The sequence below is a fragment of the Streptomyces sp. NBC_00080 genome, from assembly GCF_045041255.1.
Lineage (GTDB): Bacteria > Actinomycetota > Actinomycetes > Streptomycetales > Streptomycetaceae > Streptomyces > Streptomyces coriariae.
In genome coordinates this window covers 5,647,575-5,672,666 of sequence record NZ_CP108235.1, presented here as the reverse complement: position 1 = coordinate 5,672,666, position 25,092 = coordinate 5,647,575, and the positions used below count along the sequence as shown (strand labels likewise).

Genomic DNA, 25,092 nt, shown 5'->3' with positions numbered 1-25,092 from the left:
ACAGCGCTCCAGGGGCACACCGCTCAGCTGTCACCGGGCAGCGTCAGCCGCCCAACGCGCCGCCCGCCTCGGGCGCGTGCGCCTGGGTCACCATCGGGTCGGTGTCGAGGTAGATCACGCCGTAGTCGTAGGCGTGCCGCCGGTAGACGACGCTGGGCTGCTTGGTCTCGGAGTCGACGAACAGATAGAAGTCGTGTCCGACCAGTTCCATCTCGTAGAGGGCCTGGTCGAGAGTCATCGGAGCGGCGACGTGGGTCTTCTCGCGCACTACGAGGGGGCCGTCGCCCTGCACCTCCAGCGAGCCGATCCGCTTGGTCGGCACGCTGTCCGACTCGTCGGCGGGGACGGGACGGCCGTTGCCGTTGAGCGTCGCCACACCGGGGACGTAGTCGGAAACCTCCGCCGCGGAGATCCTGCGGGCGCCGCGGCGCGTGTAACGCTTGTCGTGCTGCTTGCGCAGCTGGGCATCCAGCTTCTCCGCCGCCAGGTCGAGCGCCGCGTACGGGTCGCTGGCGGCCGCCTCCGCCCGGATCACAGGGCCGCGGGACCGGAGTGTGATCTCCACTCGGTCGCACCGGTCGGCCTGTCGGGGGTTGGGCTCCTTGGACACCTCCACGTCGAGGCTGATCACCTTGCCGTCGAGCTTCTGGATCTTCTCCAGGTTCAGCTTGTCGGCCACGTGCTTGCGGAACCGCTCGGGCACCTCGGTCTTGCGGCCCTTGACGACGATGTCCACGCAGAACTCCGTTCCCGGATCACTCCGCTTCGGTGCGGAGCGTCTCCCTTTTGCACCAGGTTCCGGTGAGCACCGGAACCTCGGACTCGGTGACTTTCCACCTCCTCCTCCCCCATGGGCGAGATCTACACCCCAGGTGCTGCGGAAGATTTCGAAAACCGCAGCACGGCATTCAGATATGAGAGGTGTGGCCTGCGGCTTTCCCTCACAACCGAACATATCTCGCCCGGACGGATGTCGTCACCCTCTACTGCGGCGTACCTCCGTTCAGGCGAATTGGCCCTCTCATTACCTGCAACGACGCAAGTTCTCACTCAGTTCCGGTTTATTTCGAAAGAGTCCGGCGACGCGGCGACCACGGCCGCGCAGAGCACGTCACCGGCTCCGCCGGCGTCGTCCAGAGCTCTCACCGACACCCCGTCCACGCCTGTCACCTCCGCTCCCGACAGCTTCTTACTGTCTTCCCGAGTCCTACCCACGTACCCGGCCGTCGCCCCTTCACCACACAACGCACCCTTCGCCTCCTCCTCACACCGGCCACTCTGCCCCTGTCCCGCCCGCTGCGCCGCCTCAGCCACCCGCACCGCCCGCACCGCCCGTGCGGCCTCCGCCAGCGAGGCGCCCGTCGTCACCACGTCGTCCACGAGAACCACCGGCCCACCGCACAGCACCCGCGCACCCCCAGGCACCACCGTCAGCGCGCCCACCAGGTTGTCCAGCCGCTGCCGGGAGCCGAGCCCCGACTGGTCGGCCACCGCCCGCCGCTGCCGCAGCACCGCGGCCACCCGCGCCGGCACCCCCACCCGCCGCAACTCACCGGCCGCCGCCAACGCGATCCGCCGAGCCGGATCATGCCCACGCGCCCGCACCGTGGCGCGGGTGGAGGGGACGGGGACGAGCAGGAGATCTCCGGGGGTCCGGGGGCCCTCCCCCTCCCCCCACCCCACCTCCCCCACCCCCGCCCGCACAGCCCCCGCCAACGCCGCGCCCAGCGGTCGCGCCAGTGCCAGCGCGCCGCGTTCCTTGTGGGCCAGCAGCGTCGCCCGTACCTCGTCCGCGTACCGGGCCGCCGCGTGGACGGCGGGCAGCCCTGGCGGTTCCGGCACCGGACGGACCCGGAACGGCTCGGCCCCGCCCAGCGCCGCACGGCAGGGCGGGCAGAGCACCGTACGCGCACTTCCGCAGCCCCCGCACTCGGCGGGCAGCACCAGGCCGGCGAGTTCCTGCCACCACCTGCGAACGCCTTCCACGTGCACTACTGTGCCGACGCCGGAGGCGGCCCGCCACCCCTGTGGAAAACCGCCCGGGGCGCCCTGTGGAAAACTCTCGGGAAGCCGGCCGAAGGCACCTGAAACGATCGGAACGCCAAAAAGGGCAGCCGGAAAAGAGCACTCAAGAAACCCCGGGCCCCAATGGGAGAAGGGGTCCGGAAGTTCCCCCCGAACCCCCGGCCCACTCCGGCCACCCGGGTTACACACCCCGGGCCGCCTCAAACCGCCCGAGCCGCCCCGCACCCCCGCCGCAAACCCCGATCCCCACGCTCCGCTCCGGGGCTCCGGGGCTCCGGGGCTCCGGGGCTCCGGGCGGGCAAAGATCACCCGGGGTAGAACGCGGCCGAGGCGGTCTCCTTCAGCGTCCGCCACCCGCTTCCGCCGGGCAGCCACAGCAGCCCTTCCTTGGAGGTCGCGAAGAGCGGGATCTCACTGTCCTCGGAGGCGGCGATGCTCGTGACCTCCGTGAGGCCGGGGAGCGTTCCCGCTTCGGGCACCGAGCCGTCGCACTGCATGTACTGCACCTGCTGCACGCCGCCGGCCTCGCGCCCGACGACCACGAGCCGGCTGTCCCCGGCCCACGACATGGCCGTGACCTGTTCCAACTCCGGTGTCGCGGAGCGCAGTTCCTGGAGCGACACGGACGCCTGCTCGCCGTTGCCCGGGCCGCGTTCGATCCGGCCGATGAACAGGGACTGCTTGCCGCCCTTGTCGACGATGAGCGCGATCCGTACCCCGTCGGCGGCCACCCGTACGGCGTTGATACGGCCGTCGAGTCCCGGAGTGAGCACCTCCAGCGGCTGGCCGGCACCCTTCTCCAGCAGGAGCAGCCGAGGCGCGGCGGGGTCGCGGTCGGCGACCCACAGGTCGCCCTGGGTGTCCCAGCTGGGGGTGGTGAGCCGGTCGGTCTCCGTCTTGCCCTTGCTCTGGAGGACGGGGTCGCCGATGGAGCTGCCGGAGACGGTGGAGGTGACGTAGAGCGCCTTGCCGTCGAGCGCGACTCCCGCGGCGCTGTGTTCGTCGCGGGACACGGCCACCGAGCGCAGTGCCTTGGCGCCGTCGCCGAGCGCTCCGGGCACGGGGTCGGCCTTGGTGTTGCCGCTGCCGCTCGTCATCCGTTCGAGGCGGTGCTGGCCGTCGATGAAGTACAGGTAGCCGGGGTTGCTCTCGGAGCCGCGGGCGGCGACGGCCGCGGCCCGTTCCTCGGTGAGGGAGCACAGTTGGGTGCCGCCCGCGCGCAGCGCGATCTCGTCGACGGCGGGGGTCAGGCTGCGGAGGGAGAACAGCAGCTGGGCCGCCATCTCGTCGCACTTGCCCTGTCCGATGTGGGCGGCCTTGTCGTTCAGCGGGACGGTGAGCTTGTTCTGGTCGTCGGGGGTCAGTGCGGTGACGCCCTTGGGGAGCGCGGTCCCGGTGGGGAAGCTGGATCTGACGACGGGCCGGAGCCAGCTGGTGGGGCCCGTGAGCACGGAGCGCACCATCTGCGTCATCGGGTCGACGCGTTCACGGACGTAGACGGGGTCGGCGACGGCCATGGGCTGTCGGGAGCCGGCGGAGCCGTCGGCCGTGGTGTTGGAGGCGAAGTAGTACTTGTTGACGGACACGTAGTTGCGCTGGAAGTCCGACCTGCCCATGACGACGCCCTGGGGGAGGGCGTCGATGCGCCACTGCCCGTTCTTCTTGTCGCGGCCGAGGTGGACCACCTGGCCGTAGTCGCCCGAGGCGGGTGCGTACGACTGCTGTGCGTCGACGGTGGCGACCCGGGTGCCGGTGAGGGTGTACGAGTAGTCGTCGCCGTCGTCTCTGGTCCCGGTGGGCCCGGCATCGGTCGCCGGCCCGTCCGTGAGGACCGTCGTGGACCGTTCCGGCTCCCATTTCTGGGCGGCTTTCTCGGTCAGGTACTGCCGTGCCGTCGCGTAGCCGGGGTCGTCGCTGGTGAGCGCTTCGAGGAAGCCCTGGACGATCTCCAGTGGCTGTGCGTCGTCCCGGGGCGGCATCGCGAACACCCGTACCTGGGTGTCCTGGCGCGGTGTGGATTCGACGCCGCGCAGATCCCCGCTGTCGGGCATCGAGGCGCACCCGGCCAGCAGGACGACGCCACAGGTGGCGTACGCCACCGCGCGCCCCGGCGTGCGCCGGGTTCCCCCCTCGCGCCACTCAGCGCCCACGAAATGCCTCCCCTTGCTCGTTCGAGCCCTCCGCTCCGGCTCTGTGCCGGTCCGAAGTCCCCCTCAGTGCCGTTTCACGCGTGTCACGCGTGTCACGCGTGTCACGCGTGTCGGCCGCGTCACCGGTGCCGGCCACACCCCCGGTACCAGCCGCTTCCGTCCGCTCCGGGTTCTCGCCGCGTCCTGCGCCGGCTTCCCCAGCGGCCCCACCTGCGCCGACTGCCCCGGCTGCCCCCACAGCCCGCGGCTCGTCCTCCCCGCGTCCGCCGCCGCCTCCGCCGCTGCCCGCGCCCGGGGCTGGGCGGGGCACCACGCGCGCGCCGTTGCCCGGCAGCGCCGTCGGGTCGGCCGTGGGGGCCGAGGCGCCCATCCGGGGCGTGAGCTGGCTCCGGGCGGCCGACAGCTGTTCGCCGGCGGGCTGCATCGGCACCGTCGCGCTCTTCTGGCCGCCGCCGCGCGGCAGACCGGCTTCGTCGAGGGCTCCCCGGTTGCGGCGGGAGTCCTTGGGCTCGAGCGGTATCGGCGAGCCCCTCAGCGGTTCGTCGGCGGTCCTGGGCAGCGTCAGCCGGAACTGCGAGCCGCCGCCGGGCTCTCCCCAGGCCTGCAGCCAGCCGCCGTGCAGTCGTGCGTCCTCCAGGGCGATGGACAGCCCCAGACCCGTACCGCCGGTGGTACGCGCGCGTGCCGGGTCGGCCCGCCAGAACCGGCTGAAGACACGGGTGGCCTCGCCGGGCTTGAGGCCGACTCCGTAGTCGCGCACGGCGATCGCGACGGCCCCGCCCGCGGCGGCCAGCTTGACGATGACGTCCTTGCCCTCGCCGTGTTCCACGGCGTTGACCACCAGGTTCCGCAGCACCCGCTCCACCCGCCGGGCGTCGGCCTCGGCGACGACGGGCTGCTGGTCGCCGATGACGCGTACGGTCGTCCCCTTGCGTTCGGCGAGCGGCGCGGCCCCGCTGACGACCCGCCGGACGACCTCCCTGAGGTCGATCGGCTCGGCCTCGAGGGCGGCGGCGCCGGCGTCGAAGCGGCTGATCTCCAGCAGGTCCGCGAGGAGTGTCTCGAACCGGTCGAGCTGGTCGGCGAGCAGTTCGGCGGACCGCGCGGTGATGGGGTCGAAGTCGACCCGGGCGTCGTGGATGACGTCGGCGGCCATGCGGACGGTCGTCAGCGGCGTCCGCAGTTCGTGCGAGACGTCGGACACGAACCGTCGCTGCATCCGCGACAGGTCCTCCAGTTGCTGGATCTTCAGCTGGAGGTTCTGGGCCATCTTGTTGAAGGCCTCACCGAGGCGTGCGATGTCGTCCTCGCCGGTGACCTTCATCCGTTCCTGCAGTCGTCCGGCGGAGAGCCGCTCGGCGATCCCGGCGGCCATCCGCACCGGCGTGACGACCTGCCGCACCACGAGCCAGGCGATGGCGCCGAGGAGGACGACGACGAACAGCCCGGCGGTCGCCAGCGTCCCCTTGACCAGGCTCAGCGACTTCTCCTCCTGGGTGAGCGGGAAGAGGTAGTACAGCTCGTACGGATCGCCGTTGGGGTCGTTGACCTGCTTGCCGATGACCAGGGCCGGCTGGGATTCCTTGTCGTTGAGGTAGATGATCCGGGAGTAGCTCTGCGCCGCACCGGTGCTGCTGTAGACCTGCTCGCGCAGCTTCTCCGGGACGCTCTTGTCGGGGTCGACGAAGCCGGAGGCACGCGGCCCGCGGGCGACGCCGCTGACGTCGCCGGGGGGCAGGGTGACCACGTCGAAGGCGCCCTGGCCGCCGCTGGACAGCGACAGGACGAGCTCGCTCATCCATTCGATGACGTTCTGCGAGGCGCCGCCGTCGGCCGGGGTCCCGTCGGCGGCGGCAGCGCTGGCGGCCTCGTCGGCCTTCTGCTTGGCCACGGCGAATCCGCCGGTGGCCTGGCTCTGGGACGCCTTCACCTTGGCGTCCAGCAGCCCGTTGCGCACCTGGCCGATGACGACGAAGCCCAGCAGCAGGACGACGCCCAGCGACATCAGCAGTGTCGTGACGACGACCTTGAGCTGGATGTTGCGCCGCCACAGCCGCATGACGGGCAGCAGCGGCCTGCGCACCCAGCGCAGCAGCAGCCGCAGGACCGGGCTGCCCTGCACCCCGCCCTGCAACAGGCCCCCTTCGAGGAGGCGTGCGAAGCGTGAACCCGGCGTCCTACGGCCGACAGGCCGCTCCGGACGGGCCCCGGAACGACCGGGGGCCGAAGCGGCACTGTCTCCGGACATGTCAGCTCGGTCCTGCCTTGTATCCGACACCACGGACGGTCACCACGATCTCCGGCCGCTCCGGGTCCTTCTCGACCTTGGAGCGCAGTCGCTGTACGTGCACGTTCACCAGGCGGGTGTCGGCGGCGTGCCGGTAGCCCCACACCTGCTCGAGGAGGACCTCGCGGGTGAACACCTGCCAGGGTTTGCGTGCCAGTGCGACCAGCAGGTCGAACTCCAGCGGCGTCAGCGCGATCGACTGGCCTTCCCGCTTCACGGAGTGACCGGCCACGTCGATGACGAGGTCGCCGATGGCGAGCTGTTCCGGCGCCGGCTCCTCGGACCTCCGCAGCCGGGCCCGGATCCGGGCGACCAGCTCCTTCGGCTTGAACGGCTTCACGATGTAGTCGTCGGCGCCGGACTCCAGTCCGACGACGACGTCGACGGTGTCGCTCTTCGCCGTGAGCATCACGATCGGCACTCCGGACTCCGCCCTGATCAGGCGGCACACCTCGATGCCGTCCCGGCCGGGCAGCATCAGGTCCAGCAGCACCAGGTCGGGCTTCGCCTCACGGAAAGCGGCCAGCGCCTTGTCACCGTCGGCCACGAAAGACGGCTCAAAACCTTCACCACGCAGCACAATGCCGAGCATCTCGGCCAGTGCGGTGTCGTCGTCGACGACAAGGACTCGTCCCTTCATAAACGACATCATCCCATTCTCATAACAGTGAAGGCGGCGCAGGTGAGAAGGCTCACCGGCCAGTGACGATAGTCGTACGGGGCGGTCACTGTCTGCCCCGGTCCTCCGACGTCGGTGTCAGCGCTGATGTCAGCCTGTCCGGACAGGCTGACTCGCGGCGACCCTTCGCACGGACGTCGTGACGCAGAGGTATCCCTCGCGGCCGTCGCGTGACGACGCGGGCTCCGAGCGGCCGGAGTGAGCCGAGTGAGGGAACGCCTCAGGCCCCGAGCGGGCCGAGGGAATGCCTCGGGCTCCCGAACGGGCTGGTGGCATCGGCCGGGCGGGGAGCCCCCACGCGCGCGCCGCCCGGAACGCTCCTACGGTTGAACGAGGACGTGGCTCCCGCGGATGCCCGTTTCCGTCCGCCTCCGCCGCGCACACCCCCTCGGCGTCCCAGACGCCATAAGGAGGCCCATTCAGCATGTCCACAGCATCCGACACCCCGGTCCTGGACACCCTCGCCGCCATGACCGTCGACTCTCTCGAACGATGCGGTCTGCCCCCGGACACGCTCATCCTGACGCGCATCGCTGCGCTCGCGGCCTCGGACGCGCCCCCCATCTCCTACCTCGCCCACATCGACCCCGCGCTCAGGGCCAACCTCACCGCCGCCCAACTGCAAGACGTCCTGGTCGCCATCGCCCCCATCGTGGGCACAGCCCGTGTGATGACGGCAGCGGGCAACCTCGCCACAGCGCTCGGCATCGCCATCGCGGTGGCCGACGCGGAGATCGAGGCCGAGATCGAGGCCGGGAGCTGAAGGCTCAGCCCGCAGCGGTCATGGTGCGCCCGTCGTTCCGCCGCTGCGGCCCTCGGCTTCCGGGGGCCCCGGCGGCTACTGCCCTGCTCGACAGCCGACACCAAAAGCCGGACCGCGAGGCCGACCGGCAGCAGATGCGTCGTCATCTGTCCCGTGGCCGGCAGCCGGGCCGATTCGCTGCGCGGGCTGCGGTTCGCTGCGCGGGCCGATGTCGCCGAAACCGACCGTGCTGAACACGGTCACCGTGGAGTACAGCGCGTCGGATCTCGACAGCGGGTCGCTGAAGCTGTCCGACGCGCTGTGGTCCATCGGGAAGTACGCCGTCGCGAACAAGAGCAGGCCCCCTCCGCCCTCATCGCTCCGGAACCGTCCCAGGACGGGCGGGCCACCTGAACCCACGGCCGTCGGTGGTGTCGACTGGCGCAGAAAATCGAACACATGATTGAATTTCGCCATGCGACCGTTCCCCGACGATCTCGTCCAAGCACAGCAGGAGTGGAGCGCCACCTACCGCCAGCTCGCTGCCAGGCCCGGTCGCACCGAGCTGCGGCGGCGTCTGCGTCGACTGTCTGCTCAGGTGCTCTACCACCCCTATTGGCAACAACGGCGTCCCAGCCCCTCCGCGTGGCGGGAACTGCGGCACCTGGGCGACTCGGCAGCCGATGTCCGCCGGCGGCTGACCGGATGACATACAGGAACGCAGGGCCGCACGCCCCGGACGACCCTGGGGACGACACTTCCGGACCGAGCCGCGTGACCGTGCATCCGCCCTCCCCCACGGGTGGCCGTCGCGTTCGCGTGGACGGCGAGATGCTCGGGGTCGCGCACAGCGTCGTCGACGTCGCGGAGTTCCTCCGTCGCGCAGGACTGGAGATCGACCCAACCGAGGTGAGGGCTTCACCCTGGATCGACTGGCGTGGCGCCGGACCCGAGCACTGGGGCCCCGAGCCGAACAACTGACGCATCACGGTTGTGGAGTCCTACGTCCCTCCCTCGGCGCCCACACTCACCGACCAAGATCGATCGCAGATCGGCCCCACTAGGGTCGAAGGCATGACGACCCCCCTTGCCGGCAGTGCCTTCGACTCGCTTCGCCTCGACGCCGTGCCCGACCAGGAGGCGTTGCGCCGGGTCTACGAACTCCCCGGTGACGCGGCCGTGCGGAAACAGATGACCGAACTCACCGGGCAGACCCGGCGGTTGATCGGCTGCTCATCGTTGGTCCTGGTCGCCAGCGCGGATGCCGAGGGCAACTGCGACGTCTCCCCGCGCGGCGGCCCCGCCGGGTTCGTCGCCGTCCTGGACGAACGGACGGTGGCGATACCGGACGCGACCGGCAACAAGCGTCTGGACACCCTGCAGAACGTCATCGCCACCGGACGGGCCGGGCTGCTGTTCGTCATTCCGGGGCGCACCACGACGCTCAGGGTGAACGGCCGGGCCTGCGTCTCCACCCGCCCAGAGCTGCTGTCGCAGCTGACCGCCGTGGGCAAGCCGCCGGCCAGTGCGCTGGTGGTGGGGATCGAGGAGGTCTACCCGCACTGCCCCAAGTCGCTGCTGCGCAGCGGGGCCTGGAAGCCCAAGGAGTGGCTGTCGGCGGACGCGCAGCCGGCCTCGGCCGAGGTGACGCTGGCCCAACTGCGGAGGCCGGAGCTGACGATCGCCGACATCGAACAGGCGGAGGCGGACTCGCTGAAGTACCGGTACGAGTAACGGACCGCCCTGCGATCGCTGAACCACCAGCCTCCCGAACCCCCGGCCCGGTCCGCCCCAAGCTCTGGCGCCAAGGAACCGCGCGGGGCCGAACAGGCGCGCACAGGACGAAGGGGCCATGCCGCCGAGCGGGCGCTGCGGGCCTTCTCAGCGGCTCTCACGGCCGCCGTCGTCGAAGACATCGACCTGCCCCGGAACGCGACCGAGCTCGTCCACGTGCGGGCGACCACGACCAGCGACCGCGGCACCAGAGCGCCGGGCGCCCGCGGGAGCCGGAGGCCGCAGCGGGCCTGGGAACCGCCGCTTGGTGCCACAACGGTGAAGGAAAGGCAGCTGAGCAGGGTGGCAGGTGAGCAGGGTCACCGGCCGGCGGCGACGGTCGTACGGGACGGTCACTGTCTGCCCCCCGCCCTCCGGCGCCACTGCCGCCGCCGTCGCCGACAGCGGCAGCGGTCCTCGCGGGAAATCTGCGTGCGGCCCCACCCCGTCCAGTGGTGGGATGCGCCGCATGAGCGACCCGCTGTGCGACCGCATCGAGCGGTACTACGCCACCGTGCCCCTGCTGTTCGCCGACGCCGAGGACTTCGGCCCCCTGCGCCTGTTCGTACGGAAGGAGCCCGGCGCCCCGTACTACGGCGGCCCGAGCCACGCCCAGCCCACCGGCGCGGCCCCCGTGGGCGCCGCCGACATCGCCCGGGTGCGCGCCCGGCAGCGTGAGCTCGGTGTGCCGGAAGCCTTCGAATGGCTGGCCGAGTCGGCACCCGCGCTGCGGGCCCGGATCGAGACCGCCGGCCTCCCGGTGCTGCGACGGCCGCTGATGGTCCTGCCGCCCCAGCACCCGCTGCCTCCGCAGCCCCTGCCGGACGGCGTCACACTGCGCGCGCTGACCGCGGACGACCCCGCCCTGCCCGCGGCCCTCGCCCTCCCGCACCTGGCCTTCGCCAAGGAGCCCCCCACGGCGCGGCCCGGCCTCGCGGCGGGCCCGGCGGACCGGGCGGAGCTGTCGAGGCTGGCCGAGGCCCTCACCGTGGACGGCACGGTGGCCGCGGTCCGTGCCACGATCCGCGCCGGGCACAAGACCCTCGTCGCCGCCCTCGCCCCGGACGGCACCCCCCTGGCCACCGGCCACTACCACCCGGCAACCGCCGCCACGGAGATCGGCGGCGTCGGCACCCTTCCCTCCGCCCGCCGCCAGGGACTGGCCGCCGCCGTGACAGCGGGCCTGGTCGCCCACGCCCGCGCCCACGGCGTCGAGACGATCTTCCTCGCCTACGCGGAGGAGACCGTCGCCCGCATCTACGCCCGCCTCGGCTTCCGCCCGGCGGGCACCACCCTCCTGATCGCCGACCAGCCCGCCCGCTCGTAGACCCGAGCCCGGCTCAGGCGGCGGGCCGACGGCCGACCGACGGGTGGTCCACGGCCGACCGGCGGGTGATCGACAGCCGACCGACGGCCGACCGACAGTCGATCAAAGAGCCGCCCCCGCCTCTCCCCGGCGCGCCCTGCCACACAGTTCCGCAAGCGCGTCGGCCGTCACCGGCGAGGCCACGCCCTCCTCCGTGACGATCGCCGTCACCAGCTCGGGCGGCGTCACGTCGAACGCGGGGTTGTACGCCTGGGTCCCCAGCGGCGCCACCGGAATCCCGCCACCCGCTCCCGTCACCGGCGCCTGGGCCGCCATGGCCTCCGTCACCTCGAACCCGGGGCGCTGCTCCACCTCGATGGACGCCCCGTCCGGCGTCTCCAGGTCCACCGTCGTCACCGGCGCCACCACGATGAACGGCACATGGTGGTACCGCGCCAGCACCGCGAGCGGGTAGCTCCCCACCTTGTTCGCCACCGACCCGTCGGCCGCGATGCGATCAGCCCCGATCAGCACCGCGTCCACCTCCCCCGCCGCGAACAGCGAGCCCGCCGCGTTGTCGGTCAGCAAGGTGTACGCCATGCCGTTGCGGGCCGCTTCGTAAGCCGTGAGGCGGGCCCCCTGGAGCAGCGGACGCGTCTCGTCCACCCACAACCGGCGAAGCCGGCCCACCCGGTGCGCCGCGAGCGCCACCGCGAACGCCGTCCCCTCCCCGCCCGACACCAGCGCGCCGGTGTTGCAGTGCGTGAGGACACGATGCCCGCCGCCCGGCAGCAGCTCGTCGAGGAGCGTCAGCCCGTGCCCGGCCATCCGGACGCTGGCCTCGGCGTCCTCCCGGTGGAGTTGCCGCGCGGCCGCCAGCGCGGCCTGCGCGCCCTGCGCCGGATCGCCGCCGTCGGCGAGTTCCGCCCGGTACGCGGCCCGGGCCCGGCGCACACCGACCGACAGGTTCACCGCGGTGGGGCGGGCGCCCGCGAGCGCGTTCGCGGCCTCGTCCACGTCGAACCCGCGCGCGGCGGCGAGCGCGACACCGTACGCCCCGGCGATCCCGAGCAACGGCGCCCCGCGCACGGCCAGCGACCGGATCGCCTCGACCAGCGCGGACGCGTCCGTACACACCAGTTCGACTTCCTCTGCCGGCAGTCTCGTCTGGTCGAGAAGGACCAGCACGGGACCTTCCGGCAGCTCCTCCCAACGGATCGCAGGAATCTCGGCCGGCCGCTTGTCCTCGCCGGAATGCGCGTACTGATCAGCCATGCGGTCAGTCTGCCCCCGATCCGGCGGACAATTGAAGGTGTGCAGCCCATACCGCGGCCGGTCAACCGATGAGCACCCCATGGCACGATGGCTCCCAACCTGCCGCCGCGACCGCGGACGGGCACCGTGAAGGAGCGACGATGAAAGACACTCCGGGCTGGGCCTCGCCCGGATCCGCCCCGTCCGACGGACAGGAGCCCGGCGCGTCCCACCCCGCCGAGCCCACGGACCGCCCCGCCGGCGCCCAGCCCGCGGACCAGCCGGACGCGAACCCGCAGGGCCCCGGCACGAAGTGGTCCAAGGAACAGCCGCCGCCCGGCCCCGGCCAGTGGTCCGCGCCCGCAGGCGCCCCGAACCCGGGCCGCGACGCGGGCCAGACCCCGCCGCCCCCACCGCCTCCGCCGCCAGGACCCGGCTGGGGCACCTACCCGCCCGCCGGACCCGGCGGCACATACCCCGGCGGCGGCCCCGCGGGCCCCGGACGGGGCGGCTACGGCGGTTACGGCGCTCCCGGCGGCTGGGGTGCCGGCTGGGGCGGCCCCCCGCCCGCGGCGAAGCCCGGTGTGATCCCGCTGCGCCCGCTCGCGGTGGGCGAGATCCTCGACGGCGCCGTCGCCACGATGCGCACCTACTGGCGCACGGTCCTGGGCATCTCGCTGACCGTCGCCGTCATCACCCAGGTCTTCGTCGTCCTGTTGCAGGGCCTCATCCTGGACGCCGCCACGGACACGAACGCGCTCGGCGACGCGAGCGCCACCGCCGACGAGCAGCTCAGCGCCATGGGCGACGCCATGCGCGCCTCCGGCCCCGTCCTCGTCATCACCCTCATCGGCACCATCACGGCGACCGCCCTGCTCACCGCCGTCACCAGCCGGGCGGTGCTCGGCAAACCGGTCACCCTCGGCGAGGCCTGGCGCGACGCCCGCCCCCAGGTGCTCAAGCTGTTCGGCCTGATCTTCCTGCTGATGCTGATCGCCGTCGCCATCGTCCTCGTATGCCTGCTGCCGGGCATCCTCGTGAGCGCCGCCGGAAACTCCGACGCGGGGGCCGCACTCAAGGCCTTCGGCATCCTCGGTTCGATCGTCCTGGTGCTGTGGCTGCTGATCCGCCTCTCCCTCGCCTCGCCCGCGCTGATGCTGGAGAAGCAGAGCATCAAGAAGGCGCTCGGCCGTTCCGCGAAGCTCACCCGCGGCTCCTGGTGGCGGGTCTTCGGCATCCAGGTGCTCGCCCTGATCATCGCGAACGTCGTCGCGACGATCGTCGTCGTCCCGTTCGCCCTCCTCGGCGCCGCCGTGAGCGACGGGGGCATCAGCGGCATGGTCGACGCGAGCAGCGACTACGGCTGGACCTACCTGATCATCAGCGGCATCGGTTCGGTCATCGGCTCCATGATCACCTTCCCGATCTCGGCGGGCGTCACCGTGCTCCTCTACGTCGACCAGCGCATCCGCCGCGAGGCCCTCGACCTCGACCTGGCCCGCGCCGCGGGCCTCCAGGACTACGGCACCCCCTCCGCCGGCACGACCTCGGGGAGTTGATGCGGTGAGCCTGGCGGGGGGAGTTCTCACAGCGGTACCGCTCCCGGGCACCCTGCCCGCGGCGGTACCGCTGCCCGGCATCGACGACACCGCCCCGGCGGCCCTGCCCGGCGTCGCCGACAGGGCCGTGGCAGCCCTGCTGCGGGCGGGGGACAGCGCCGTGCTGTCCCTGTCCGCCCGCTCGGACGACCAGCCGCCCCTCACCGTCCCGCGCGACCCCGCGCGGGAGGCGGCACGCCGTGAACTGTCCAAGGACCTGTACCACCAGAACGACCCCAGCCTGTTCCAGCGCGCCCTGGACACCCTCTGGGACTGGATCGGCGACCTGTTCGACACCGCCTCGACCGCCACCCCCGGCGGCACGCTCGGCCTGGTCGTCGTCCTCCTGGCCCTGGCAGCCGTCGTGGGCGCCCTGTGGTGGCGCCTGGGCTCCCCTCGACGCCGACCCACAACCGCCTCCGCCCTCTTCGACGACCGTCCCCGCAGCGCCGCCGAACACCGCGCGGCCGCCGAGGCACACGCCGCCCAGGGCCACTGGAACCAGGCCGTCCAGGAACGCATGCGCGCCGTCGTCCGCTCCCTCGAGGAACGCGCCCTCCTCGACACCCGCCCCGGCCGCACGGCCGACGAGGCCGCCGCCGACGCCGGCCGCACCCTGCCCGCCCACACCGACCGACTTCGCGCCGCCGCCCGCGACTTCGACGACGTGACATACGGCGGCCGCCACGCCACCCAGCAGTCGTACGGGCGCATGGCCGAACTCGACCTCGACCTGGAACGCACCAAGCCCCGGCTGACGGCGAGCACCACCCACACCGCGGCCCACACCGCCCGCCGGGGAGCCGCCGAATGACGACCGAGGCCACGCTCCCGTCCACCTCGGCCTCGCCCACCGCCCTGCGGCTGTGGACCCGCGCGCGAGGCGTCACGCTCGCGCTCGTGCTGCTCCTGGCAGGGGCAGTCACCCTCGCCGCGCTCCAGTCCGACGCCCGCCACGGCGCCCTCGACCCACGCTCCGCCGACCCCTACGGCAGCCGCGCGACAGCCGAACTCCTCGCCGACCGCGGTGTGTCCACCCGCGTCGTCACCACCCTGGCCGAGGCCCGCGCCGCGGCGCGCCCCGACACCACGCTCCTGGTCGCCGCCCCGGACCTCCTGACGGAACGTCAACAGCAAGACCTGCACTCGGCGATCGCCGGCTCGGGCGGCCGTACCGTCCTCGTCGCCCCCAGCGGCTGGTCCGTGGGAACCCTCGCCCCCGGCGTGACCGCGGACCCCGCCAACAGCCGCGGCTCCGCGCTCTCCCCCGACTGCACGCTGCCCGCCGCCCGCCGCGCCGGCACCGCGCAGACCGGCGGCATCCGCTACACCACCCGCCATCTCGACGCCGACAAGTGCTACCCCAGCGAACGCCTGGCCACCCTGCTGCGCATCCCGGACACCTCCGGCGACGGCGACACCGTGGTCCTCGGCGCGCCCGACATCTTCTACAACAACCGCCTCGACGAAGAGGGCAACGCCTCGCTCGCCCTCCAACTCCTCGGCTCCCACAACCATCTGGTCTGGTACCTCCCCTCGCTCTCCGACACCTCAGCCACCGACCAGGACGACGAAAAGAGCTTCTTCGACCTGCTCCCCGGCGGCTGGCTCTGGGGCACACTCCAGCTGTTCTTCGCGGCAGTCCTCGCCGCCCTCTGGCGGGCACGCCGACTCGGCCCCCTCGTGCCCGAGAAACTCCCCGTGGCGATCCGCGCCTCCGAAACCGTCGAAGGCCGCGCCCGCCTCTACCGCAAAGCCAACGCCCGCGACCGCGCGGCCGCCGCTCTTCGCTCCACCACCCGCACCCGCCTCGCCCCTCTCCTGGGCGTCGCCGTCACCCAGGCGCACGCGCCAGAGGCACTCGTCCCCGCCCTGTCCGCCCACCTCCACGGCGACGGACAGTCCCTGCACTCCCTCCTCTTCGGCCCACCGCCAGGCGACGACGCGGCCCTGATCGCGCTCGCCGACCAACTCGACGCCCTCGAAAGAGAGGTACGCCGTCCATGATGGACCCGACCACTGACAGCGCCGGGAACACCGGGGACCCGGGCCGCGCCCGCGCCTCCCTGGAGGCCCTGCGGGCCGAGATCTCCAAGGCCGTGGTCGGCCAGGACCCCGCCGTGACAGGCCTTGTCGTCGCCCTCCTCTGCCGCGGACACGTTCTCCTCGAAGGAGTCCCCGGAGTGGCCAAGACATTGCTCGTCCGCGCCCTCGCCTCCGCGCTCGAACTCGACACCAAGCGCGTCCAGTTCACCCCCGACCTCATGCCCAGCGACATCACCGGCTCTCTCGTCTACGACACCCGCACCGCCGAGTTCTCCTTCCAGCCCGGCCCGGTCTTCACCAACCTCCTCCTCGCAGACGAGATCAACCGCACCCCGCCGAAAACCCAGTCCTCCCTCCTCGAGGCCATGGAGGAACGCCAGGTCACGGTCGACGGCACCCCGCGCCTGCTCCCCGACCCGTTCCTGGTGGCGGCGACCCAGAACCCCGTCGAGTACGAGGGCACCTACCCCCTGCCCGAAGCCCAACTGGACCGCTTCCTCCTCAAACTGACGATCCCGCTCCCCTCCCGCCAGGAGGAGATCGACGTCCTCACCCGCCACGCCGACGGCTTCAACCCGCGCGACCTGCACGCCGCCGGCGTACGCCCCGTCGCAGGACCGGCCGACCTCGAAGCGGCCCGCGCCGCCGTCGCCAAGACGACGATCTCCCCCGAGATCACGGCCTACGTCGTCGACATCTGCCGCGCCACCCGAGAATCCCCCTCCCTCACCCTGGGCGTCTCCCCCCGGGGCGCGACCGCCCTCCTCGCCACCGCCCGCGCATGGGCCTGGCTCACCGGCCGCGACTACGTCATCCCCGACGACGTCAAAGCCCTCGCCCTCCCCACCCTCCGCCACCGCGTGCAGCTCCGCCCGGAAGCCGAGATGGAAGGCGTGACGGCCGACTCCGTCATCAACGCGATCCTCACCCACGTCCCCGTACCCCGCTGATGGCCCTCACCGGACGCACCGCACTCCTCGCGGCTCTCGGTTCCCTCCCCGTCGGCATCTGGGACGCCGGCTGGGCGGGCATCCTCGCCGTCAACGCCCCCCTGGCCCTGGCCTGCGCCTGCGACTTCGCCCTGGCCGCCCCGGTACGCCGACTGGGTCTGACCCGCTCCGGCGACACCTCCGCCCGCCTCGGCGACCCGGCGGACATCACCCTCACCGTCACCAACCCGTCCCGGCGCCCCCTGCGCGCCCACCTCCGCGACGCCTGGCCCCCCAGCAGCTGGCAACCAGGAACCGAGACGGAGGCATCCCGCCACCACCTGACGGTCCCGCCCGGCGAACGCCGCCGCCTCACCACCCGCCTGCGCCCCACCCGCCGCGGCGACCACCAGACCGACCGCATCACGATCCGCTCCTACGGCCCCCTCGGTCTCTTCTCCCGCCAAGGCACCCACAAGGTCCCCTGGACGGTACGCGTCCTCCCTGCGTTCACCAGCCGCAAGCACCTCCCGTCGAAACTGGCCCGCCTACGCGAACTGGACGGCCGCACCAGCGTCCTCACCCGCGGCGAAGGCACGGAATTCGACAGCCTGCGCGAATACGTTCCCGGCGACGACACCCGCTCCATCGACTGGCGCGCCACAGCCCGCCACTCGTCGGTCGCGGTCCGCACCTGGCGCCCCGAGCGCGACCGCCACATCCTCCTCGTCCTGGACACCGGCCGCACCTCCGCAGGCCGTGTCGGCGACGCTCCCCGCCTCGACGCCTCCATGGACGCGGCACTGCTCCTCGCCGCGCTCGCATCCCGCGCCGGCGACCGAGTCGACCTCCTCGCCTACGACCGCCGAGTACGCGCCCTGGTCCAGGGCCGAACAGCGCGCGACGTCCTCCCGTCCCTGGTCAACGCCATGGCCACCCTCGAACCCGAACTCGTCGAGACGAATGCCCGTGGCCTCACCGCCACAGCCCTCCGTACGACGCCCCGACGCTCCCTCATCGTCCTCATGACCACGCTGGACGCCGCCCCGGTCGAGGAGGGCCTCCTCCCCGTCCTCCCGCAGCTCACCCAGCGCCATACGGTCCTGGTCGCATCGGTCGCCGACCCTCACATCGCCCGAATGGCCGCTTCCCGCGGCAACGCCGAGGCGGTGTACGAGGCGGCGGCGGCAGCCCAGGCCCAGACAGAACGTCATCGCACAGCCGACCAACTCCGTCGGCACGGCGTCACCGTCGTCGACGCAACACCGGACCGACTGGCCCCCGCACTCGCGGACGCATACCTGGCACTAAAGGCAGCGGGCCGCCTTTAAAAACAAAAGGGCTCTCTTAAAAGAGAGCCCGCTAAAACGCATCATGTCCCAAACGCAGAAACCCCCGCACCGTGAGGTGCGGGGGTTTCCCGTAATATTTGTTCGGCGGTGTCCTACTCTCCCACAGGGTCCCCCCTGCAGTACCATCGGCGCTGTAAGGCTTAGCTTCCGGGTTCGGAATGTAACCGGGCGTTTCCCTCACGCTATGACCACCGAAACACTATGAAACTGTCCAGCCGCACCATACCGTGACCATGGCATGGGGCTGTTCGTGGTTTCAGAACCAACACAGTGGACGCGAGCAACTGAGGACAAGCCCTCGGCCTATTAGTACCAGTCAGCTTCACCCATTACTGGGCTTCCACATCCGGCCTATCAACCCAGTCGTCTACTGGGAGCCTTAACCCCTCAAGGGGGTGGGAATACTCATCTCGAAGCAGGCTTCCCGCTTAGATGCTTTCAGCGGTTATCCCTCCCGAACGTAGCCAACCAGCCATGCCCTTGGCAGAACAACTGGCACACCAGAGGTTCGTCCGTCCCGGTCCTCTCGTACTAGGGACAGCCCTTCTCAATATTCCTGCGCGCGCAGCGGATAGGGACCGAACTGTCTCACGACGTTCTAAACCCAGCTCGCGTACCGCTTTAATGGGCGAACAGCCCAACCCTTGGGACCGACTCCAGCCCCAGGATGCGACGAGCCGACATCGAGGTGCCAAACCATCCCGTCGATATGGACTCTTGGGGAAGATCAGCCTGTTATCCCCGGGGTACCTTTTATCCGTTGAGCGACGGCGCTTCCACAAGCCACCGCCGGATCACTAGTCCCGACTTTCGTCCCTGCTCGACCCGTCGGTCTCACAGTCAAGCTCCCTTGTGCACTTACACTCAACACCTGATTGCCAACCAGGCTGAGGGAACCTTTGGGCGCCTCCGTTACTCTTTAGGAGGCAACCGCCCCAGTTAAACTACCCATCAGACACTGTCCCTGATCCGGATCACGGACCCAGGTTAGACATCCAGCACGACCAGAGTGGTATTTCAACGACGACTCACCGTGAACTGGCGTCCACGTTTCAAAGTCTCCCACCTATCCTACACAAGCCGAACCGAACACCAATATCAAACTGTAGTAAAGGTCCCGGGGTCTTTCCGTCCTGCTGCGCGAAACGAGCATCTTTACTCGTAGTGCAATTTCACCGGGCCTATGGTTGAGACAGTCGAGAAGTCGTTACGCCATTCGTGCAGGTCGGAACTTACCCGACAAGGAATTTCGCTACCTTAGGATGGTTATAGTTACCACCGCCGTTTACTGGCGCTTAAGTTCTCAGCTTCGCCACAACGAATTGTGACTAACCGGTCCCCTTAACGTTCCAGCACCGGGCAGGCGTCAGTCCGTATACATCGCCTTACGGCTTCGCACGGACCTGTGTTTTTAGTAAACAGTCGCTTCTCGCTGGTCTCTGCGGCCACCCCCAGCTCGAGCAGCAAGTGCTCTCACCAGACGTGGCCCCCCTTCTCCCGAAGTTACGGGGGCATTTTGCCGAGTTCCTTAACCATAGTTCACCCGAACGCCTCGGTATTCTCTACCTGACCACCTGAGTCGGTTTAGGGTACGGGCCGCCATGAAACTCGCTAGAGGCTTTTCTCGACAGCATAGGATCATCCACTTCGCCACAATCGGCTCGGCATCAGGTCTCAGACTATATGGCGTGCGGATTTGCCTACACACCGTCCTACACCCTTACCCCGGGACAACCACCGCCCGGGATGGACTACCTTCCTGCGTCACCCCATCACTCACCTACTGCAAGTCTGGTTCGTCGGCTCCACCACTTTCCTTTCCCCGAAGGGTCCGGAACGGCTTCACGGACTTAGCATCGCCTGGTTCGATGTTTGACGCTTCACAGCGGGTACCGGAATATCAACCGGTTATCCATCGACTACGCCTGTCGGCCTCGCCTTAGGTCCCGACTTACCCTGGGCAGATCAGCTTGACCCAGGAACCCTTAGTCAATCGGCGCACACGTTTCTCACGTGTGTATCGCTACTCATGCCTGCATTCTCACTCGTGAACCGTCCACAACTCGCTTCCGCGGCTGCTTCACCCGGCACACGACGCTCCCCTACCCATCACAGCGGGCGTTGGCCCTATAGCTGCAATGACACGACTTCGGCGGTACGCTTGAGCCCCGCTACATTGTCGGCGCGGAATCACTAGACCAGTGAGCTATTACGCACTCTTTCAAGGGTGGCTGCTTCTAAGCCAACCTCCTGGTTGTCTGTGCGACTCCACATCCTTTCCCACTTAGCGTACGCTTAGGGGCCTTAGTCGATGCTCTGGGCTGTTTCCCTCTCGACCATGGAGCTTATCCCCCACAGTCTCACTGCCGCGCTCTCACTTACCGGCATTCGGAGTTTGGCTAAGGTCAGTAACCCGGTAGGGCCCATCGCCTATCCAGTGCTCTACCTCCGGCAAGAAACACACGACGCTGCACCTAAATGCATTTCGGGGAGAACCAGCTATCACGGAGTTTGATTGGCCTTTCACCCCTAACCACAGGTCATCCCCCAGGTTTTCAACCCTGGTGGGTTCGGTCCTCCACGAAGTCTTACCTCCGCTTCAACCTGCCCATGGCTAGATCACTCCGCTTCGGGTCTTGAGCGTGCTACTGAAACGCCCTATTCGGACTCGCTTTCGCTACGGCTTCCCCACTCGGGTTAACCTCGCAACACACCGCAAACTCGCAGGCTCATTCTTCAAAAGGCACGCAGTCACGACGCATTGAGTAAACTCAATGCGCGACGCTCCCACGGCTTGTAGGCACACGGTTTCAGGTACTATTTCACTCCGCTCCCGCGGTACTTTTCACCATTCCCTCACGGTACTATCCGCTATCGGTCACCAGGGAATATTTAGGCTTAGCGGGTGGTCCCGCCAGATTCACACGGGATTTCTCGGGCCCCGTGCTACTTGGGTGTCTCTCAAACGAGCCGTTGACGTTTCGACTACGGGGGTCTTACCCTCTACGCCGGACCTTTCGCATGTCCTTCGCCTACATCAACGGTTTCTGACTCGTCTCACAGCCGGCAGACTGTGAAAGAGAGATCCCACAACCCCGTACACGCAACCCCTGCCGGGTCTCACACGTATACGGTTTGGCCTCATCCGGTTTCGCTCGCCACTACTCCCGGAATCACGGTTGTTTTCTCTTCCTGCGGGTACTGAGATGTTTCACTTCCCCGCGTTCCCTCCACACTGCCTATGTGTTCAGCAGCGGGTGACAGCCCATGACGACTGCCGGGTTTCCCCATTCGGAAACCCCCGGATCAAAGCCTGGTTGACGACTCCCCGGGGACTATCGTGGCCTCCCACGTCCTTCATCGGTTCCTGGTGCCAAGGCATCCACCGTGCGCCCTTAAAAACTTGGCCACAGATGCTCGCGTCCACTGTGCAGTTCTCAAACAACGACCAGCCACCCATCACCCCGAACCCTTAACGGATCCGAGTGCACTGGGGCCGGCACTGAAGGCAGCCATACGGCCATACCCTCAGATACCCAACAGCGTGCCCGGCACCCTCGCCACTCGTGATCAGCTTTCCACGCTCCGAAGAACAGTACTTGCAGCCCGAGATGACTGAGAATGCCGAATAATCAACGTTCCACCCATGAGCAACCAGCATCGGACGTACGCCGATGTACTGGCCTCTGAACCGGCCCCCGAAGGGACAGGCTTAGAAGTGCTCCTTAGAAAGGAGGTGATCCAGCCGCACCTTCCGGTACGGCTACCTTGTTACGACTTCGTCCCAATCGCCAGTCCCACCTTCGACAGCTCCCTCCCACAAGGGGTTGGGCCACCGGCTTCGGGTGTTACCGACTTTCGTGACGTGACGGGCGGTGTGTACAAGGCCCGGGAACGTATTCACCGCAGCAATGCTGATCTGCGATTACTAGCAACTCCGACTTCATGGGGTCGAGTTGCAGACCCCAATCCGAACTGAGACCGGCTTTTTGAGATTCGCTCCACCTCACGGTTTCGCAGCTCTTTGTACCGGCCATTGTAGCACGTGTGCAGCCCAAGACATAAGGGGCATGATGACTTGACGTCGTCCCCACCTTCCTCCGAGTTGACCCCGGCAGTCTCCTGTGAGTCCCCATCACCCCGAAGGGCATGCTGGCAACACAGAACAAGGGTTGCGCTCGTTGCGGGACTTAACCCAACATCTCACGACACGAGCTGACGACAGCCATGCACCACCTGTACACCGACCACAAGGGGGCGCCTGTCTCCAGACGTTTCCGGTGTATGTCAAGCCTTGGTAAGGTTCTTCGCGTTGCGTCGAATTAAGCCACATGCTCCGCTGCTTGTGCGGGCCCCCGTCAATTCCTTTGAGTTTTAGCCTTGCGGCCGTACTCCCCAGGCGGGGAACTTAATGCGTTAGCTGCGGCACCGACGACGTGGAATGTCGCCAACACCTAGTTCCCACCGTTTACGGCGTGGACTACCAGGGTATCTAATCCTGTTCGCTCCCCACGCTTTCGCTCCTCAGCGTCAGTAATGGCCCAGAGATCCGCCTTCGCCACCGGTGTTCCTCCTGATATCTGCGCATTTCACCGCTACACCAGGAATTCCGATCTCCCCTACCACACTCTAGTCTGCCCGTATCGAATGCAGACCCGGGGTTAAGCCCCGGGCTTTCACATCCGACGCGACAGACCGCCTACGAGCTCTTTACGCCCAATAATTCCGGACAACGCTTGCGCCCTACGTATTACCGCGGCTGCTGGCACGTAGTTAGCCGGCGCTTCTTCTGCAGGTACCGTCACTTTCGCTTCTTCCCTGCTGAAAGAGGTTTACAACCCGAAGGCCGTCATCCCTCACGCGGCGTCGCTGCATCAGGCTTTCGCCCATTGTGCAATATTCCCCACTGCTGCCTCCCGTAGGAGTCTGGGCCGTGTCTCAGTCCCAGTGTGGCCGGTCGCCCTCTCAGGCCGGCTACCCGTCGTCGCCTTGGTGAGCCATTACCTCACCAACAAGCTGATAGGCCGCGGGCTCATCCTTCACCGCCGGAGCTTTTAACCCCCACCCATGCGAGTGGAAGTATTATCCGGTATTAGACCCCGTTTCCAGGGCTTGTCCCAGAGTGAAGGGCAGATTGCCCACGTGTTACTCACCCGTTCGCCACTAATCCCCACCGAAGTGGTTCATCGTTCGACTTGCATGTGTTAAGCACGCCGCCAGCGTTCGTCCTGAGCCAGGATCAAACTCTCCGTGAATGTTTACCGGTAATCCGGCCGACACCACGAGAGCGGAACAGCCAGGCGGAATAAGCCCGGCCGTTCACAGCATCCTCGCTGTGTTTTGTTTCAAAGGAACCTCATCCTCGGCTATCACTGCCGGGGACGGGGTATCAACATATCTGGCGTTGATTTTTGGCACGCTGTTGAGTTCTCAAGGAACGGACGCTTCCTTTGTACTCACCCGAGAGACTCTCTCAGGCTTTCCTCCGGGCGCTTCCCTTCGGTCTTGCGTTTCCGACTCTATCAGATCTTTCCTCGACCCGATTTCCTCGGTGCTTTCCAGGTTCCCGCTTTTGTTTCGCGGTTTCCTTTCCGGCGGTTCCGACTTTATCAGAAGTTCCTGGCCGTTCTGACCGGCCATTCGTTTTCCGACTTATCGGGGGTGCCTCTGCGGAATCAGTGACTCGCGAGGCTGACAGATACTAACCGCTGCCGACCGGACTCTGTCCAGTTCCAGGCAACTGTTCGAATCTACCTCCCCACGCACTCCGTGTCAACGGCTTTTGCGGGGCGAAGAGGAGAGTAGCAGGCCAGCGGGGCCCTCCGCACATCAGGCGGCCGTCGGCACCTCGGCGCTGCGCTCGGCGGCCTCGATGTCACCCGTCTGTCCGGCCCGAACGGCTCTGCCGCCCAGGACGTAGACGTATGCGAGGAAGGCCAGCTCGGCTGTGATGCCGATGGCGATGCGGGCCCATGTCGGTAGGCCCGACGGGGTGACGAAGCCTTCGATGGCGCCGGAGACGAAGAGGACCAGGGCGAGGCCGATCGCCATACCGACCGCGGCTCGACCCTCTTCTGCCAGGGCGGTTCGCCGGGTGCGTGGGCCCGGGTCGATGACCGTCCAGCCCAGGCGGAGCCCGGTGCCAGCCGCGACGAAGACCGCGGTCAGTTCGAGCAGGCCATGCGGGAGGACGAGGCCGAGGAAGGTGTCGAGCCGGCCCGCCGAGGACATGAGGCCGGCCCCGATGCCGAGGTTGAGCATGTTCTGGAAGAGGATCCAGAGGACCGGCAGGCCCAGGAAGACGCCCAGGACCAGGCACATCGCGGCGGCCTGGGCGTTGTTCGTCCAGACCTGGGCGGCGAACGCCGCGGCCTGGTGGCTCGAGTAGTACGTCTCGTACAGGCCGCCGGGACGGGTGAGCTCGCGCAGCTCGTCCGGGGCCGCTATGGAGGACTGGACTTCGGGGTGGGTGCCGATCCACCAGCCCAGGAGGACGGCGACGGCGGTGGACAGGAGCGCCGTGGGCACCCACCAGTGGCGTGACCTGTACACCGCGGCGGGAAAGCCCTGGGTGAGGAAGCGCGTCACGTCACGCCAAGAGGCGCGACGGGTTCCTGTCACCGCGCTACGCGCGCGTGCCACGAGTTGGGTGAGCCGGCCGGTGAGCTGTGGGTCGGGCGCGCTGGACTGGATCAGGGACAGGTGGGTGGCGGTGCGCTGATAGAGGATGACGAGTTCGTCGGTCTCGGCGCCGGTGAGGCTGCGCTGCCGGCGCAGGAGGGCGTCGAGGCGGTCCCATTCGGCTCGGTGGGCGGAGACGAAGACGTCGAGGTCCATCGGTGTGCCTGCTCCTCGGCTGTTCGTCGGCGGCCGGTGATGGATGTCAGCTTGTCGTACTGCGGCGCGATGTGCCCTCAGCTTGGCAGACTGGCCGTTCTCGGGGCGGGCCAG

Annotated in this window: 18 protein-coding genes and 3 rRNA genes; 10 read left to right on the top strand and 11 right to left on the bottom strand. The window is 68.8% G+C overall.

Going from position 1 to position 25,092, the window contains the following annotated elements; translation table 11 throughout:
• Window positions 1-43: 43 nt before the first annotated feature.
• The 5 genes from hpf to mtrA all read right to left on the bottom strand — a co-directional run bounded on the left by hpf (window position 44) and on the right by mtrA (window position 7,114).
• Window positions 44-736 carry a ribosome hibernation-promoting factor, HPF/YfiA family gene (hpf, locus tag OHU34_RS25430; protein WP_230195559.1) on the bottom strand — a complete coding sequence of 231 codons (693 nt, stop codon included), beginning with the start codon at window positions 734-736 and terminating at the stop codon, window positions 44-46.
• 314 nt (window positions 737-1,050) lie between these two features.
• Window positions 1,051-1,986 carry a ComF family protein gene (locus tag OHU34_RS25425; RefSeq protein WP_405768452.1) on the bottom strand — a complete coding sequence of 312 codons (936 nt, stop codon included), beginning with the start codon at window positions 1,984-1,986 and terminating at the stop codon, window positions 1,051-1,053.
• 344 nt (window positions 1,987-2,330) lie between these two features.
• Window positions 2,331-4,175 (bottom strand): LpqB family beta-propeller domain-containing protein, encoded by a 1,845-nt coding sequence (locus OHU34_RS25420; RefSeq protein ID WP_142264612.1) that lies wholly within the window; start codon window positions 4,173-4,175, stop codon window positions 2,331-2,333.
• Entirely contained in the window at window positions 4,165-6,423 is a 2,259-nt protein-coding gene (gene mtrB, locus OHU34_RS25415; RefSeq protein ID WP_405768450.1) for an MtrAB system histidine kinase MtrB, read from the bottom strand. Before mtrB ends, OHU34_RS25420 begins: the two co-directional genes overlap by 11 nt.
• A gap of 1 nt (window position 6,424) precedes the next feature.
• Window positions 6,425-7,114 (bottom strand): two-component system response regulator MtrA, encoded by a 690-nt coding sequence (gene mtrA / locus OHU34_RS25410; protein WP_187281934.1) that lies wholly within the window; start codon window positions 7,112-7,114, stop codon window positions 6,425-6,427.
• A gap of 451 nt (window positions 7,115-7,565) precedes the next feature.
• Between mtrA and OHU34_RS25405 the strand changes: the two genes are divergently transcribed.
• Window positions 7,566-7,904 carry a carboxymuconolactone decarboxylase family protein gene (locus OHU34_RS25405; RefSeq protein WP_054240282.1) on the top strand — a complete coding sequence of 113 codons (339 nt, stop codon included), beginning with the start codon at window positions 7,566-7,568 and terminating at the stop codon, window positions 7,902-7,904.
• A gap of 75 nt (window positions 7,905-7,979) precedes the next feature.
• Here OHU34_RS25405 and OHU34_RS25400 read toward each other — a convergent pair whose 3' ends face one another.
• Entirely contained in the window at window positions 7,980-8,360 is a 381-nt protein-coding gene (locus OHU34_RS25400) for a potassium channel family protein (RefSeq protein WP_142264614.1), read from the bottom strand.
• On the opposite strand from OHU34_RS25400, the gene OHU34_RS25395 reads away from it, so the two are divergent.
• From OHU34_RS25395 to OHU34_RS25380, 4 genes are all read left to right on the top strand, one after another.
• Window positions 8,359-8,592, top strand: a complete 234-nt coding sequence (locus tag OHU34_RS25395) for a hypothetical protein (RefSeq protein ID WP_142264615.1) — start codon at window positions 8,359-8,361, stop codon at window positions 8,590-8,592. The two genes, OHU34_RS25400 and OHU34_RS25395, sit on opposite strands and share 2 nt — an antisense overlap.
• A gap of 65 nt (window positions 8,593-8,657) precedes the next feature.
• Window positions 8,658-8,864 (top strand): hypothetical protein, encoded by a 207-nt coding sequence (locus tag OHU34_RS25390; RefSeq protein WP_142264616.1) that lies wholly within the window; start codon window positions 8,658-8,660, stop codon window positions 8,862-8,864.
• 93 nt (window positions 8,865-8,957) lie between these two features.
• The gene (locus tag OHU34_RS25385; RefSeq protein ID WP_230195554.1) at window positions 8,958-9,617 is read left to right on the top strand and encodes an MSMEG_1061 family FMN-dependent PPOX-type flavoprotein; all 660 of its coding nucleotides are present in this window, start codon (window positions 8,958-8,960) and stop codon (window positions 9,615-9,617) included.
• Window positions 9,618-10,116: 499 nt separating this feature from the next.
• Complete coding sequence (locus OHU34_RS25380; protein ID WP_405768445.1) at window positions 10,117-10,983, top strand: GNAT family N-acetyltransferase; 867 nt, start codon at window positions 10,117-10,119, stop codon at window positions 10,981-10,983.
• A gap of 102 nt (window positions 10,984-11,085) precedes the next feature.
• On the opposite strand, the gene mtnA is transcribed toward OHU34_RS25380, so the two are convergent.
• The gene (mtnA, locus tag OHU34_RS25375; protein WP_054240285.1) at window positions 11,086-12,237 is read right to left on the bottom strand and encodes an S-methyl-5-thioribose-1-phosphate isomerase; all 1,152 of its coding nucleotides are present in this window, start codon (window positions 12,235-12,237) and stop codon (window positions 11,086-11,088) included.
• Window positions 12,238-12,377: 140 nt separating this feature from the next.
• Between mtnA and OHU34_RS25370 the strand changes: the two genes are divergently transcribed.
• From OHU34_RS25370 to OHU34_RS25350, 5 genes are read left to right on the top strand one after another with little or no spacing between them, the layout of a single operon-like run.
• Entirely contained in the window at window positions 12,378-13,775 is a 1,398-nt protein-coding gene (locus tag OHU34_RS25370) for a glycerophosphoryl diester phosphodiesterase membrane domain-containing protein (RefSeq protein WP_405768442.1), read from the top strand.
• 4 nt (window positions 13,776-13,779) lie between these two features.
• Window positions 13,780-14,628 (top strand): DUF4129 domain-containing protein, encoded by an 849-nt coding sequence (locus OHU34_RS25365; protein ID WP_372481741.1) that lies wholly within the window; start codon window positions 13,780-13,782, stop codon window positions 14,626-14,628.
• A complete protein-coding gene (locus OHU34_RS25360) occupies window positions 14,625-15,821 on the top strand; it encodes a DUF4350 domain-containing protein (RefSeq protein ID WP_142264620.1) in 1,197 nt (398 codons plus the stop codon). Before OHU34_RS25365 ends, OHU34_RS25360 begins: the two co-directional genes overlap by 4 nt.
• Complete coding sequence (locus OHU34_RS25355; protein WP_142267870.1) at window positions 15,821-16,810, top strand: MoxR family ATPase; 990 nt, start codon at window positions 15,821-15,823, stop codon at window positions 16,808-16,810. Before OHU34_RS25360 ends, OHU34_RS25355 begins: the two co-directional genes overlap by 1 nt.
• A complete protein-coding gene (locus tag OHU34_RS25350) occupies window positions 16,810-18,120 on the top strand; it encodes a DUF58 domain-containing protein (RefSeq protein ID WP_230195549.1) in 1,311 nt (436 codons plus the stop codon). Before OHU34_RS25355 ends, OHU34_RS25350 begins: the two co-directional genes overlap by 1 nt.
• 100 nt (window positions 18,121-18,220) lie before the next feature.
• On the opposite strand, the gene rrf is transcribed toward OHU34_RS25350, so the two are convergent.
• The 4 genes from rrf to OHU34_RS25330 all read right to left on the bottom strand — a co-directional run bounded on the left by rrf (window position 18,221) and on the right by OHU34_RS25330 (window position 24,978).
• Window positions 18,221-18,337, bottom strand: a 5S ribosomal RNA gene (gene rrf, locus OHU34_RS25345).
• A gap of 90 nt (window positions 18,338-18,427) precedes the next feature.
• Window positions 18,428-21,550 (bottom strand): 23S ribosomal RNA (locus OHU34_RS25340).
• A gap of 320 nt (window positions 21,551-21,870) precedes the next feature.
• A 16S ribosomal RNA gene (locus OHU34_RS25335) occupies window positions 21,871-23,396 on the bottom strand.
• The 16S, 23S and 5S rRNA genes sit together here, the layout of an rRNA operon.
• A 574-nt stretch (window positions 23,397-23,970) precedes the next feature.
• On the bottom strand, window positions 23,971-24,978 hold the full coding sequence (locus OHU34_RS25330) for a stage II sporulation protein M (protein ID WP_405768439.1): 1,008 nt from the start codon (window positions 24,976-24,978) through the stop codon (window positions 23,971-23,973).
• Between the last annotated feature and the right edge of the window lie 114 nt (window positions 24,979-25,092).